The organism is Kitasatospora sp. NPDC056273 (genome assembly GCF_042268845.1).
Classification (GTDB): Bacteria; Actinomycetota; Actinomycetes; order Streptomycetales; family Streptomycetaceae; genus Kitasatospora.
The window spans coordinates 117092-128613 of the sequence record NZ_JBHJSJ010000006.1; the positions used below are offsets into that span (position 1 = coordinate 117092).

Genomic DNA, 11522 nt, shown 5'->3' on the forward strand with positions numbered 1-11522 from the left:
GGCTACCAGAGGAAGGTGCCGATCCGCTCCCGCAGCGACGGGGCGTCCAGGCCGTAGGCGGCCAGGTGCTCCTCGATCGAGCCGTAGTGCCGGTGCTCCTCGCGCGGCACGCCCAGGCCCAGCACCCGGTGCGGACGGTCGGCGAGCGCCGCGTGCGCCTCGTTGGCGGAGGTGCCCGCCAGGTACGGCTCGACCAGCACCACATCCGCCCGGTCGCCGAGCGCCGCGCGCAGCCCGGCGGCGTCGAAGGGGCGCACCGTCGCCGCGTACAGCACGGTGACGTCCAGGCCGCCGGTGGCCGCGAGCACCGCGTCCAGCATCGGCCCGACGGCGAGCACCACGCCGCGCGAGCCCGTCCGGACGGTGGCGAAGCGGCCCGGCTCGACCGGCACCGCGGCCGCGTTCTGGTGCCCCGAGAGCCGCACGTAGACGTTGCGGTCGCCGTCCGCGTAGGCGTGGCGCAGCAGCCGCTCGGCCTCGTCCGGGTGGCCGGGGACGTGGACCGTCCAGTCCGGCAGGGTGTCCAGCAGGGCGACGTCGCCCGGGGACATGTGGGTACGGCCGCCGGCCGGCCAGTCGTACGAGCCCGCCGCGCTCACCAGCACGGCGCCGACGCCCTGGTGGACGAGGTCCAGCTTGACCTGCTCGAAGGGCCGCTCGATCAGGAAGCTGGCGAAGGTGTGGGCGATCGGGCGCATCCCGGTGAGGGCCAGGCCGCCGGCCGCGCCGACCAGCAGCTGCTCGCGGATGCCGACGTTGACGACCCGGTCGGGGTGGCGCTCCTGGGCCGGGGCGAAGGCGGCCGCGGTGATGTCGGCGAGCACCACGGCCAGCCGGGGGTCCTCGTCCAGCAGGCGGGTGGTGACGTCCACGAAGCGGTCGCGCATGGTGTCCATCGGTGAAGTGCCTTTCGTTACTGGGGTGGTCGGCGGTCGGTGGTCGGGTCCGGCGGGGGCGGGCCGCCCGCTCAGGAGTCCTTGGGCTCGACCCGGGCGACCACCACGTGCGGGCGGCCCGGGTGCTCGGCGGTGTAGGCGCGGTGCAGCGCCTCGTGGTCGCGGCCGTCCACCGTCGCGGTCGACCAGCCCTCGGCCGCGAACCGCTGGGCGAGGCCGCCCTGCCAGCCGTGCGTGGCCGAGGAGTTGTCGATCACCACCACGTGCAGCCGGTCCAGTCCGTACGCCCCGGCGAAGGCCACCGCCTCGGCGTTGGAGCCCTCGTCGAACTCCGCGTCGCCGACCAGCACCCACACCGCCGGGTCGGTCAGGCCCTGCGCCCGCAGCCCGAGCGCGGTGCCGACGGCCAGCGGCAGGCCGTGCCCGAGCGAGCCGGAGGCGATCTCCACGCCGGGGACCAGCGTGCGGTCCGGGTGGTGGCCGAGCGGCGAGTCGTAGCCGCCGAAGCTCGGCAGCACCTCCGGGGAGATGAAGCCCTTGGCCGCCAGCACCGCGTAGTAGGCCATCGGGCCGTGGCCCTTGGAGAGCAGGAAGCGGTCCCGGTCCTGGGCCTCGGCGGTGGCGGGGGTGACCCGCAGCACCCGGTCGTACAGCACCCAGAGCGCGTCCAGGGTGGAGGTGGCGGCGGGGCCGTGCTTCTCGTCGCCGGTCATCAGGCCCATCAGGGCCGAAAGGTCCTCGAACCGGGCCCCGGTGGCGGTGCCCGCAGTCGCGTTCGTCGTCATGACCACGATGGTGCAACTTAAAGCCAGCTTGAGGTCAAGCGGTTACAGTGGGCTCCCATGACCGCCCATTCCGACGGCCGTCGGACCCCCGGCCCGCACCACACCGACCTGCTCACCATCGGCCAACTCGCCGACCGCAGCGGACTCGCCCCCTCCGCGCTGCGCTACTACGAGAGCCTCGACCTGATCCAGGCCACCCGCACCACCGGCGGCCAGCGCCGCTACACCCGCGGCACGCTGCGCCGGATCGCCTTCATCCGCGCCGCCCAGCGGGTCGGCCTCTCCCTGGACGAGGCCCGGGTCGCCCTCGACCGCCTCCCCGAACGCCCGGCCCCCAGCGGCACCGAGTGGGACCGGGTCGCCGGGTCCTGGCAGAGCCGGATCGACGAGCAGATCGCCGAACTGGAGCGGCTGAAGGCCAAGCTCACCGGCTGCATCGGCTGCGGCTGCCTCTCGCTGACCCGCTGCGCCCTCTACAACGCCGCCGACCGCGCCGGCGAGGCCGGCCCCGGCGCCCGCTACCTGCTCACCCGCGACCCGGACACCGGGCCCGAGCCGGTCCCGCCGGCCGTCGAGACCTGCGGCACCCGCCGGAGCCGGCGCTGAAAAGCCTTTGCGCTGCGGGTGCCCGCCTGCTTACGGTGCCGCCGTGCTGCCCTTGGTGCTGACGGACGAGGAGTGGGACGCGGTCGTCCCTGACGAGACGGTGATGCGCCCCGGCGCGGAGGCGCTCTGCGCCCGGCTGGGCCTCGCCGGCCTGCCCCTGGAGCGCTTCCCGGAAGGCTCCGTCCCGGTGTACGCGGTCGGCGACGCGCTCGTGCTCAAGCTGTTCCCGGCGGCCGGCGCCCGGGACGGCATCGTCGAGGAGCGCGTGCTCACCCGGTTGGACGGCGCCCTGCCGATCCCCACCCCGGCCCTCCACCAGGCCGGCGAGGACGCCAACGGCTGGCGCTACCTCCTGATGTCCCGGCTGCCCGGGCAGGGCCTCGCCCCGGCCTGGCCGCGCATCCCGCGGCCCGACCGCGAACGGATCGCCCGCCGCTGCGGCGAGGCGCTCGCCGCCCTGCACGCCCTCGACCCCGAACCGCTCGCCGACACCCTCGGGCCCGGCGACTGGCCGGCCTTCCTCGCGCGCCAACGGGCGGGCGCGGTGGACCGCCAGCGCGAGCGCGGGCTGGCCGAGGAGTGGCTGGAGCAGGTCCCGGACTTCCTCGCCGCCGCCCCGCTCCCCACCGCCCCCGGGCGCGCGCTGCTGCACACCGAGTTCATGCGCGAGCACCTGCTCACCGACCCCGCCGACGACTGGCGCCTCACCGGCCTGCTCGACTTCGAGCCCGCGATGATCGGCGACCCGGCCTACGACCTGGTCGCCGTCGGCCTCTTCACCACCCGGGCCGACCCGCACCTGCTCGGCCACCTGCTGGACACCTACGGCCGCGCCGTGGACCCGCGCCTGCTGATGGCGTACACGCTGCTCCACGTCTACAGCAACCTGCCGTGGTACCTCCGGGAGTTGAAGCCCTCGGCGCGGACGTTGGACGCCCTCGCCGAGGAGTGGTTCGGGGTTTCCTAGGGACGTTTTGCGGACACTTTTTTGCGACGCGGGTCAGGGACGCGGGTCGGTGCGCAGCAGGCTGTACCGGACGACGTCGCGCCACTCGCCGCCGCGGAAGGTCACCGCGCGCTGCACGCCCTCCCGGGTGAAGCCGAGCTTCTCCAGGACGCGCTGCTCCGCCAGGTTGCCCGCCTCGGTGTCCGCCTCCAGCCGCATCACCGGCGAATGCGCGAACAGGTAGTCCACCAGCAGCCGTTGGGCCCGGGTGCCGATCCCCCGCCCGCGCGCCCCCGGCACCAGCTGCACACCCAGGCTCCAGTACGGGGCGGACGGCCGCACCCCGCTGCGGTTGGCGGCGACGAAGCCGCCGAACCCGCCGTCGACGACGACCGCGAGCATCACCTGCTCGTCCTCCAGCAGCCCGCTCGCCGCCCAGCGACGACGGTGCCGCTGCGGGTCCCGCCAGCCGTACCACTGGAATTCACCCAGCGCCTGCGGATCGTTCACCAGCTCCTCGAGGGCGCCGAGGTCGGCCTCGACCATCGGGCGCAGGGTGACGCTTTCTTCGCTCATGTCGGCGTCAACGCAGGATCCGGTGGCACCGGTTCCTCATTCCGTCGGAAATTCCGCGCGCCTGCCCCGCGCCTGTCCCATCGCCTCGCGATTCACCGCGCCGGGCACGACGTCGGCGCCGCCTTCACAGGACGATCGAGCGGGCGAGCCGGACTCCGACGTCGTCGATCCGCAGGGTCGGGTGGCTGCGGCGGCGGACGGAGGCGCGGCAGCTCCAGTGCTCGTCGAACCAGCCGCCGCCGCGCAGGACGCGGTAGTCGCCGTACACCTCGGGGTCGTAGCGCTCCCAGCACCACTCCCAGACGTTGCCGAGCAGGTCGTACAACCCGTAGGCATTGGGGAGCAGTTCGCCCACTGGGTGCGGCCGCTCGTCCGAATTGCCGCGGTGCCAGGCGATCTCGTCCAGCGGGCCGTAGCGCGGGCCGTCCGTGCCGGCGCGGCAGGCGTGCTCCCACTCGGCCTCGGTGGGCAGCCGGTAGCCGCCGGCGGCACGGTCCCAGGAGACCTCCTCGCCGTCCACCCGGTAGGCGGGGGCGAGGCCTTCGCGCCGGGAGAGCTCGTTGCAGTAGTGGACGGCGTCGAACCAGGAGACGCTGTGCGCGGGACGCCGGTCGCCGCTCGCGCCCTCGTACTGCTCACGGGTCACCGGACAGGCCGCCAGCTCGTACGCGGCCACGTCGACGGCCCAACTGCGCTGGGTACGACGGTCGGAGAGGGTGACGCGGCCGGCCGGAACGGTGATCATCCACCGATCCTAGGCGGCGCCCCGCAGCAGGGCGATCGCGGACTGCTCGGCCAGCTCCTCCGCGTGCGGCGGCAGCGGCGCACCCGCGTGCAGGGGGCCGCGGACGACGGCGAGCGGCAGGCCGGTGACGGCCAGGGTGACCCGGTCGAGGTCCAGCGGCGTGGCGGCGCCGAGCCGCCCGGCCAGCCCGGCCAGGGCCTCCCGCACCCGGAGGCCGCCCTGCCGGTCGCGCAGCCGCTGCTCCTCGGACCACTCCGCCCGACCGAAGGCCTCCGGGCCGTGCAGCAGGACGACGGCCCGCTCCCGGTGGGCCCGGCACCAGGCGACGACCTGCCGGGCGAGCGCGCCCGCCGCGAGGTGCGGCTCCTCGTGCACGTCGATGGCGGGCAGGCAGGCGTCCTGGAACTCCTCGACCGTCCGCAGCCACAACTCGGCCAGCAGCGCGGCGCGTTGGGGGAAGCGGTGGTAGACCGACCCGTTGGGCGCGCCGCTCTCCCGGGCGACGGCGGACATGGTGACGGCGGCCGGCCCACCGGCGGCCGCGAGCCGTACGGCGGCGTCGAGGAGGGCGGATTCGTCATGGCGGGGTGGCCTGGGCATGTAGTAGAGAGTACTCTCCAATTCAATTGGAGGGGATCATCCAAAACCAGGAGGGGAGCCCCGGCATGGCCGTGCTCAACATCCACGAACGCACCGTCCCGGCACCGGCGGAGACCGTCGGCGCCCTCATCGACAGCCTCGCGAGCCCGGACGACCGGCTCTGGCCGGGCCCGCGCTGGCCCCGGATGCGGTTCGACCGCCCGCTCACCCCCGGCGCCACCGGCGGCCACGGCCCGGTCCGCTACACCGTCTCCCACTACGCGCCGGGCCAGTGGGTGCGCTTCCGCTTCGACGGCCCGCGCGGCTTCGACGGCCACCACGAGTTCACCGTCCACCCGGCGGGCGAGGCCACCGTGCTCCGCCACACCATCGCCATGCGCCTGCACGGCCCGGCCCTGCTCGCCTGGCCCCTCGCCTTCCGCTGGCTGCACGACGCCCTCCTGGAGGACTGCCTCGACCGGGCGGTACGGTCGGTCGGCGGCACCGTCCCCAACCCCGCCCACTGGAGCCCGTACGTCCGCCTCCTGCACCGCCTGATCCCCCACTGACCGGCGAAGGCCGGGGGGATCAGCCGGGCCGTTCACAGCCCGAACGGCCACGAGCACGCAGGGACACGGGCTACCGAGGCGACCGCTCAGCCTCGATCGCCGCCAGGATCCGCCGCCGGACGGCAGCCGAGGCCTCGGGCAGCCAGTACGCCAACTCCGCTTCGAGACGCCGCCGTTCGGAGCGGAGGAGCCGGGCGAGGCGCGTGCGGGAGCAGCGCAGAAACCACCAGCCCAGGATGCGGTCGATCACAAGGGCTCCCCGGTGGGCGAGTTCGCCCAGCGGATCCGCACCTCGCGGTCGCCGACCGGGATGACGACCACCGGACTTTCGGCGAGGTCTCGGATGGCGTCCCGCTCGGCACAGGGGCCGGTGAGGCGGCGCTCCAGCCGCCAGTACTCGAAGCGGGGCATCGGGACACGGCGGATCGCGATGTCGTAATCGGCCCTCATGCGGCCACCTCGCACCAGATGATCTTGCCGATCGGCTCACGCGGGCTGCAACCCCACGACTTGGCGATGGACTTGACGAGGTGCAGACCGCGCCCGGCCTCGACATGGAGGCCGGGCGCGACGAGGACGGGCGGCCGGTCGCGCATGGCGTCGTGCACCTCAACCCGAAGGCGGGTGGAGTCGACGTCGAGCGCGAGGTAGATGCGGTGCCCGGGCGGCGTCCCGTACAGAAGGGGCATTGGTCACGATGATGGCTCACCGTCACCACTCGCATGCACACTGGTAGCTGAACGTCCTGGAGGGGTTACGTAGATGGCAGTCGCAGTGCCAGCCGTGCGGTATCGACGCATCGCCGCCGAGCTGAGGAGGCTCCGCGAGCTGAAGAACCTGTCGGCCGAAGAGGTGGCCAGCAAGGTCGACGGCGTCAACCTGGTGAAGCTCAGCAGGTACGAGAACGCCCGGGTCCAGCTGAAGCCCGACGTCGTCCGGGCGCTGCTCGACTTCTACGAGTGCGACCCGGAGCTCAAAGAGGTCCTGGTCGAGATTCTTCGGGACAAGCGCCGGCCCGGCTGGATGGCCGGCTACGAGCAGCTGAACCCGCTCTACACGGATCTGATCCGCCTCGAAGAGACGGCCGTCGGCAACAAGTCCTACCAGTCCGCTTACATCCCCGGACTCCTGCAGACCCGCCACTACGCCCACGCCATCATCGCCAGCGGCGTGATAAACAAGCCCAGCATCGAAGAGCGCGTCGAAGTCCGGATCAACAGGCAGTCCGTCCTCACCCGGTCCGAGAACCCGCTGAAGCTGTGGGCCGTGATCCATGAATCGGCCCTGACGATGAGCGCCGCCCCGGGCGTGATGGCCGACCAGTTGGACAAGCTGCTCCAGTTCAGCCAACTCCCCAACATCAAGGTCCAGATCATGCCGGCCATGGCTCCGCCGCACCCCGGAATGACCGGGCCGTTCGCGCTCCTGGAGTTTCGACAGCGCGATCTCGACCTGGTCCTGCTCAGCGGAATGCTCAGCAGCGACTGGGTGGAGGATCCAGGCCAAGTCGACATCTATCGAGCGGCGTTCGACGAAATCATGGCAACCGCCTTGGATCTGGACCAGTCGCGCAACCTCATCGCACAGAAGAGAGAAACGCTCAAGTGACCCACTTCCCTGTCGCCTCCGCGCTCCCCACCCGCTGGAGGAAGGCAACCGCCAGCAACCCCAACGACGACTGCGTCGAGGTCGCCGACAGCATCACCGGCACCGTCCCGGTCCGCGACAGCAAGGACCCCCACGGCCCCGCCCTCGGCTTCACCCCCGAGGCCTGGCAGTCCTTCCTCACCGGCATCCGCACCAACGACTTCCCCACCACCCCCTGACCCGGCTCCCCCGGGCGGCCCCGCGCACCCCGCGGGGCCGCCCGCCACGTTCCAACCGTTAGCCGGGCCGTGGGCAAGTGGAATGCTCAGCAGCGACTGGGTGGAGGATCCTGGCCAAGTCGACATCTATCGAGCGGCGTTCGACGAAATCATGGCAACCGCCCTGTCCCTCGACGAGTCGCGCAACCTCATCACACAGAAGAGAGAAACGCTCAAGTGACCCACTTCCCTGTCGCCTCCGCACTCCCCGTGCAGTGGAAGAAGGCAACCGCCAGCAACCCCAACGACAACTGCGTCGAGGTCGCCGACAGCATCACTGGCACCGTCCCGGTCCGCGACAGCAAGGACCCCCACGGCCCCGCCCTCGGCTTCACCCCCGAAGCCTGGCAGTCCTTCCTCGCCGGCATCCGCACCAACGACTTCCCCACCACCCCCTGACCCGGTTTCCCCCGGGCGGCCCCGCGCACCCTGCGGGGCCGCCCGCCACGTTCCAACCGTTAGCCGGGCCGAGGGCAACATGCCCGACCACGAGGCGGGTTGTGTCTTGGGCGGCGAATTTCCAACAGGTGCCCAACCGTCGTTTTTCGGGCGGCCTCGTGCCGAGCACGAGGCCGCCCTCCAACTTGATGTCTGTGGCGACGTCACTCCCCGGACGCGCTCCGCAGGCCACCCCCCGGCTAAGTCGGGTGGCTACTCCCAGCGCCAGCCGTTGTTGTCCCGGCAGGTGAGAACACGGCCGTTGGCGTCGCTGCCGGTGTCGCCGTGGGCGCTGTTGGGGCAGATGCGACCCCGGACTATGCAGTTGCCCTTGGAATCCGTGGTGCAGGCTGACGCCTGGTGCTCCGAGGGTGCGGCGGGCTGCGGCGCGGGCGGGGCGTGCGTCGGAACCGGGGCGGGCGGGGCGGCGGGAGCGGGAGCGGCGGGAGCCGGGGCGGCCGGGGCTGGGGGTGCTGCGGGAACGCTCGGCACCACGGGATCGGCCGGTGCGGTCGCGGTCGGGGAGGCCGGGGCCGGGGCCGGGGCGGGGTCCGCCGGGGCGGGCGCGGCGCCTCCCGGGCAGTCCTCCTCGTTCTTCACCACGGACAGCGTCACCGTCGTGTCCTTCGCCGAGGGTTCCCCGGCGGCCGGCTGCTGGGAGCAGACCTTCCAGTGGCTCGGCATGAGGACCGACCGCGTGTGGGACTCGCCCGCGTGGACGTCCTGGAACGTCACGTTCTTGGCGGCCCGGGCGTCCGGCTGCTGGAGGGCGTCCTTGGCCTTGTCCCCGTGCATTCCGACCACACTCGGGATCGGAATCGGCGTCGCCGCCGACGACGTCTCGTCGGCCGAGGCCTTGCACCCGGCCGCGAGGAGGGTGGCGGCCAGCGCGGCGGCGGCGAGGGCGGTCGCCCGCCTCCGGCGGGAGGGGCGCAGCGGTCGGGCTTCGTGGGTCTGGGCGGTCGTCGGCTGTATCACAGCAGGCACTTGGTCTTCCGGGTGAGCGGCGGGCATGGCGGGCGGAACTTCGAACGGGCAAAACTTTTCGAACGTACACCACCTCACTGGCGGAAGCCTGGGAATCCCTGCCGGGAATCCTTGATCGAAGCGTGATGTCGACCCCCTCCCCGGGGCCTCTCCCCGCCCGCCGGAAACGGCCCGTCCCGGCCTCCGGCGACAGCGTGGCCGCCCCCCTCCACGCCCCCGAGGACCCGTCCACACCAGAGCCAGAGTGCCCCCAACAGCCCACCACCCAGCGGCTTTTGCCGCGATCGCGCCCACCCCCCGAGCGTCCTACGCTCAGCCGTATGAACCGTACGATCCGTACCACCGAAGACGTCCTCACCCTCCTCGACGGCTTCTTCCGGCCGGCCGAACCGTTCTGGGACCGGTTCTACGAGGACCGGTCCGCCGAGCGCCCGTTCTTCGCGCCGAAGCCGGACGAGAACCTGGTCTCCTGGCTCGACTCCGGCCTGCTGCCGCCGGCCCCCGGCCGGGTGCTCGACCTGGGCTGCGGCACCGGCCGCAACGCGATCCATCTGGCCTCGCTCGGCTTCGAGGTGGACGCCGTCGACCTCTCCGCCACCGCCCTCGCCTGGGCCCAGGAGCGTGCCCGCGAGGCCGGCCCCGGAGCCCGCCCGCGCTTCCACCGGGCAAGCATCTTCGAGGTCCAACTCCCTTGCGAATCCTACGACCTGGTCTACGACTCCGGCTGCCTGCACCACCTGCCGCCGCACCGCCGGGTCGGCTACCTGGCCCTCCTGGACCGCGCCCTCGCCCCGGGCGGGCACTTCGCCGTCACCGCCTTCGCGGCCGGGGCGATGGGCTCCGAGCGGCCCGACGAGGAGCTCTACCGGCTCGGCTCGCTGGAGGGCGGGCTGGCCTACTCGCCGGCCGAACTGCGCTCGCTGTTCCGCGAGTTCGAGCCGCTGGAGATCCGCCCGATGGCGGCACACGGCCCGGATTCCGAGGCCTTCGGCGTCCCCTTCCTCCTCACAGCGCTCTTCCAGCGAACTGCCGGCCTCTAATCAGCCTCTCATCCTCCGCCCCTAGCCTCCGGCCCTATGAACGTCTCCCTGCTCGACGGCTGGTTCCCGTGGACGGTCCAGGCCGCGGCCCTCGCGCTGCTCCTGGCCACCGCCGCCCGACGGGAGCGGGCGTGGCTGCGGAGGCGGGGGCCGATCGCGCTCGGGACGGCGCTGGCGCTCACCGCGGCCGGCGCCGTCGCCGTGCTGACGCTGGGCGGGATCACCGACCCGGTCCCGTTCGGGGTCTGGCTGTGGAGCGGGGTGGCGGTCGCGGCGCTGTGCGTGCTCGGCTTCGGCTGGCGCGGCGCGCGGTGGTGGCGCCGGGCGCTGGTGGCGCCGACCGTGCTGCTGGCGCTGTTCTGCGCGGCGAACAGCGTGAACATCGCCACCGGCTACTACCCGACGCTGGACGACGCGATCGGCGAGCTCGGCGGGCAGCCGCTGCCGGAGCAGATCACCCTGGACGAGCTGAAGTCGATCCACGGCCGGACGGGCACGGGCCGCATCGTCCAGGTCGACATACCGGACACCGCCAGCGGCTTCGCCCACCGCCAGGAGCTGGTCTACCTGCCGCCCGCCTGGTTCCGCAGCCAGACCCGGCCCAAGTTGCCCGTCCTGGAGATGATCGGCGGCGAGTTCGCGGCGCCCGACAACTGGATCCGCTCGGGCAACGCCGTGAAGACCGCCGACGCCTTCGCCGCCCGGCACAACGGCTTCGCCCCGATCCTGGTGTTCGTGGACGCCACCGGCGGCTTCCGGGTGGACACCGAGTGCGTGGACGGCCCGCACGGCCAGGCCGAGAGCCATCTGCTCAAGGACGTCCCGCCGTTCGTCCAGAAGACCTTCAACGCCGCCACCGACCCGCACAGGTGGGGCGTGGCCGGCTGGTCGATGGGCGGCACCTGCGCCGTCGACCTCACCGTCGAGCACCCGAACGTCTTCACCCACTTCGGCGACTTCTCCGGTGACAAGGGCCCGTCCACCGGCGACAAGGACCACACCGTCCAGGAGCTGTACGGGGGCGACGCCGCGGCCTGGGCCGCCCACGACCCGCTGACCGTGCTCGCCCACCACCCCAAGTACCAGGGCGTCTCCGGCTACTTCGCCCAGGGCGACGAGGAGCACGGCCAGATCGACTCCGCCAAGGCCCTGGAGGCGGCGGCCCGGAAGGACGGCATCCGCACCGTGAACGTGGTCGGCTCCGGCAGGCACACCTGGCAGACCGGCGCCGCGTCCTTCGCCCAGGCCCTCCCCTGGCTCGCCCAGCAGCTCGGCGTCCCGGGCACCCACGCGTAACGGCACACCCGCACAACGGCACGTGCTCTCCTCCCCGTTCGACGGCCGCCGCCCGTCGCGCGGTTCAGCTCCGGGTGTTGACATCGCGCACCCCTCCGCCGCCGGTCGCCGGGCCCGGCACACCCGTCCCCACCAGCCCGGATGCGCCGCACCCGGCCCGCGCGCGGTGCCGGTCGCGCTCCCCGGGGATCCCC

18 protein-coding genes are annotated in these 11522 nt (G+C 72.9%); 9 read left to right on the plus strand and 9 right to left on the minus strand.

Going from position 1 to position 11522, the window contains the following annotated elements; genetic code table 11:
• Positions 1-2: 2 nt before the first annotated feature.
• Positions 3-896: a transketolase family protein gene (locus ACFCY1_RS07900; RefSeq protein ID WP_049654926.1), complete on the minus strand. Its 894-nt coding sequence runs from the start codon at positions 894-896 to the stop codon at positions 3-5.
• A gap of 71 nt (positions 897-967) precedes the next feature.
• Positions 968-1681: a thiamine pyrophosphate-dependent enzyme gene (locus ACFCY1_RS07905; protein WP_049654931.1), complete on the minus strand. Its 714-nt coding sequence runs from the start codon at positions 1679-1681 to the stop codon at positions 968-970.
• A gap of 57 nt (positions 1682-1738) precedes the next feature.
• On the opposite strand from ACFCY1_RS07905, the gene soxR reads away from it, so the two are divergent.
• Complete coding sequence (gene soxR, locus ACFCY1_RS07910) at positions 1739-2287, plus strand: redox-sensitive transcriptional activator SoxR (RefSeq protein ID WP_375873935.1); 549 nt, start codon at positions 1739-1741, stop codon at positions 2285-2287.
• A gap of 43 nt (positions 2288-2330) precedes the next feature.
• Entirely contained in the window at positions 2331-3254 is a 924-nt protein-coding gene (locus ACFCY1_RS07915) for a phosphotransferase family protein (RefSeq protein ID WP_375873936.1), read from the plus strand.
• Between the two features lie 33 nt (positions 3255-3287).
• Here the strand turns inward: ACFCY1_RS07915 and ACFCY1_RS07920 are convergent, their stop codons facing one another.
• The 3 genes from ACFCY1_RS07920 to ACFCY1_RS07930 form a co-directional block, all read right to left on the minus strand.
• Positions 3288-3809 (minus strand): GNAT family N-acetyltransferase, encoded by a 522-nt coding sequence (locus ACFCY1_RS07920; RefSeq protein ID WP_074000991.1) that lies wholly within the window; start codon positions 3807-3809, stop codon positions 3288-3290.
• A 124-nt stretch (positions 3810-3933) separates the two neighbouring features.
• On the minus strand, positions 3934-4554 hold the full coding sequence (locus ACFCY1_RS07925) for a formylglycine-generating enzyme family protein (RefSeq protein WP_375873937.1): 621 nt from the start codon (positions 4552-4554) through the stop codon (positions 3934-3936).
• A gap of 9 nt (positions 4555-4563) precedes the next feature.
• Positions 4564-5154 (minus strand): TetR/AcrR family transcriptional regulator, encoded by a 591-nt coding sequence (locus tag ACFCY1_RS07930; protein WP_375873938.1) that lies wholly within the window; start codon positions 5152-5154, stop codon positions 4564-4566.
• A 65-nt stretch (positions 5155-5219) separates the two neighbouring features.
• On the opposite strand from ACFCY1_RS07930, the gene ACFCY1_RS07935 reads away from it, so the two are divergent.
• The gene (locus ACFCY1_RS07935) at positions 5220-5702 is read left to right on the plus strand and encodes an SRPBCC family protein (protein ID WP_375873939.1); all 483 of its coding nucleotides are present in this window, start codon (positions 5220-5222) and stop codon (positions 5700-5702) included.
• A gap of 70 nt (positions 5703-5772) precedes the next feature.
• Here the strand turns inward: ACFCY1_RS07935 and ACFCY1_RS07940 are convergent, their stop codons facing one another.
• Genes ACFCY1_RS07940 through ACFCY1_RS07950 form a run of 3 tightly spaced genes read right to left on the minus strand, consistent with a single transcriptional unit; the run spans position 5773 to position 6391 of the window.
• Positions 5773-5952, minus strand: coding sequence for a hypothetical protein (locus ACFCY1_RS07940; protein WP_375873940.1), 180 nt, complete (start codon positions 5950-5952; stop codon positions 5773-5775).
• Entirely contained in the window at positions 5949-6152 is a 204-nt protein-coding gene (locus tag ACFCY1_RS07945; protein WP_117487372.1) for a hypothetical protein, read from the minus strand. Before ACFCY1_RS07945 ends, ACFCY1_RS07940 begins: the two co-directional genes overlap by 4 nt.
• Positions 6149-6391 carry an ATP-binding protein gene (locus ACFCY1_RS07950; protein WP_375873941.1) on the minus strand — a complete coding sequence of 81 codons (243 nt, stop codon included), beginning with the start codon at positions 6389-6391 and terminating at the stop codon, positions 6149-6151. The genes ACFCY1_RS07945 and ACFCY1_RS07950 overlap by 4 nt, the downstream gene beginning before the upstream one ends.
• A gap of 73 nt (positions 6392-6464) precedes the next feature.
• Here ACFCY1_RS07950 and ACFCY1_RS07955 point away from each other — a divergent pair, with 73 nt between their 5' ends.
• From ACFCY1_RS07955 to ACFCY1_RS07970, 4 genes are all read left to right on the plus strand, one after another.
• Entirely contained in the window at positions 6465-7310 is an 846-nt protein-coding gene (locus ACFCY1_RS07955) for a helix-turn-helix domain-containing protein (RefSeq protein ID WP_375873942.1), read from the plus strand.
• Entirely contained in the window at positions 7307-7528 is a 222-nt protein-coding gene (locus ACFCY1_RS07960; protein WP_375873943.1) for a DUF397 domain-containing protein, read from the plus strand. The genes ACFCY1_RS07955 and ACFCY1_RS07960 overlap by 4 nt, the downstream gene beginning before the upstream one ends.
• 82 nt (positions 7529-7610) lie before the next feature.
• Positions 7611-7748, plus strand: coding sequence for a Scr1 family TA system antitoxin-like transcriptional regulator (locus tag ACFCY1_RS07965; protein WP_375873944.1), 138 nt, complete (start codon positions 7611-7613; stop codon positions 7746-7748).
• On the plus strand, positions 7745-7966 hold the full coding sequence (locus tag ACFCY1_RS07970; protein ID WP_375873945.1) for a DUF397 domain-containing protein: 222 nt from the start codon (positions 7745-7747) through the stop codon (positions 7964-7966). Before ACFCY1_RS07965 ends, ACFCY1_RS07970 begins: the two co-directional genes overlap by 4 nt.
• A gap of 252 nt (positions 7967-8218) precedes the next feature.
• On the opposite strand, the gene ACFCY1_RS07975 is transcribed toward ACFCY1_RS07970, so the two are convergent.
• A complete protein-coding gene (locus ACFCY1_RS07975; RefSeq protein ID WP_375873946.1) occupies positions 8219-8992 on the minus strand; it encodes a hypothetical protein in 774 nt (257 codons plus the stop codon).
• A 320-nt stretch (positions 8993-9312) separates the two neighbouring features.
• Here ACFCY1_RS07975 and ACFCY1_RS07980 point away from each other — a divergent pair, with 320 nt between their 5' ends.
• Positions 9313-10032, plus strand: a complete 720-nt coding sequence (locus ACFCY1_RS07980) for a class I SAM-dependent methyltransferase (protein WP_375873947.1) — start codon at positions 9313-9315, stop codon at positions 10030-10032.
• A 36-nt stretch (positions 10033-10068) separates the two neighbouring features.
• Positions 10069-11328 (plus strand): alpha/beta hydrolase, encoded by a 1260-nt coding sequence (locus ACFCY1_RS07985; RefSeq protein WP_375873948.1) that lies wholly within the window; start codon positions 10069-10071, stop codon positions 11326-11328.
• Positions 11329-11522 lie beyond the last annotated feature (194 nt).

Excerpts from the sequence above, each read along its gene's own strand:
- ACFCY1_RS07900 (WP_049654926.1), bottom strand. The coding sequence starts at position 896 with ATGGACACCATGCGCGACCGCTTCGTGGACGTCACCACCCGCCTGCTG.
- ACFCY1_RS07905 (WP_049654931.1), bottom strand. The coding sequence starts at position 1,681 with ATGACGACGAACGCGACTGCGGGCACCGCCACCGGGGCCCGGTTCGAG.
- soxR (WP_375873935.1), top strand. The coding sequence starts at position 1,739 with ATGACCGCCCATTCCGACGGCCGTCGGACCCCCGGCCCGCACCACACC.
- ACFCY1_RS07920 (WP_074000991.1), bottom strand. The coding sequence starts at position 3,809 with ATGAGCGAAGAAAGCGTCACCCTGCGCCCGATGGTCGAGGCCGACCTC.
- ACFCY1_RS07925 (WP_375873937.1), bottom strand. The coding sequence starts at position 4,554 with ATGATCACCGTTCCGGCCGGCCGCGTCACCCTCTCCGACCGTCGTACC.
- ACFCY1_RS07930 (WP_375873938.1), bottom strand. The coding sequence starts at position 5,154 with ATGCCCAGGCCACCCCGCCATGACGAATCCGCCCTCCTCGACGCCGCC.
- ACFCY1_RS07935 (WP_375873939.1), top strand. The coding sequence starts at position 5,220 with ATGGCCGTGCTCAACATCCACGAACGCACCGTCCCGGCACCGGCGGAG.
- ACFCY1_RS07945 (WP_117487372.1), bottom strand. The coding sequence starts at position 6,152 with ATGAGGGCCGATTACGACATCGCGATCCGCCGTGTCCCGATGCCCCGC.
- ACFCY1_RS07950 (WP_375873941.1), bottom strand. The coding sequence starts at position 6,391 with ATGCCCCTTCTGTACGGGACGCCGCCCGGGCACCGCATCTACCTCGCG.
- ACFCY1_RS07955 (WP_375873942.1), top strand. The coding sequence starts at position 6,465 with ATGGCAGTCGCAGTGCCAGCCGTGCGGTATCGACGCATCGCCGCCGAG.
- ACFCY1_RS07965 (WP_375873944.1), top strand. The coding sequence starts at position 7,611 with ATGCTCAGCAGCGACTGGGTGGAGGATCCTGGCCAAGTCGACATCTAT.
- ACFCY1_RS07980 (WP_375873947.1), top strand. The coding sequence starts at position 9,313 with ATGAACCGTACGATCCGTACCACCGAAGACGTCCTCACCCTCCTCGAC.
- ACFCY1_RS07985 (WP_375873948.1), top strand. The coding sequence starts at position 10,069 with ATGAACGTCTCCCTGCTCGACGGCTGGTTCCCGTGGACGGTCCAGGCC.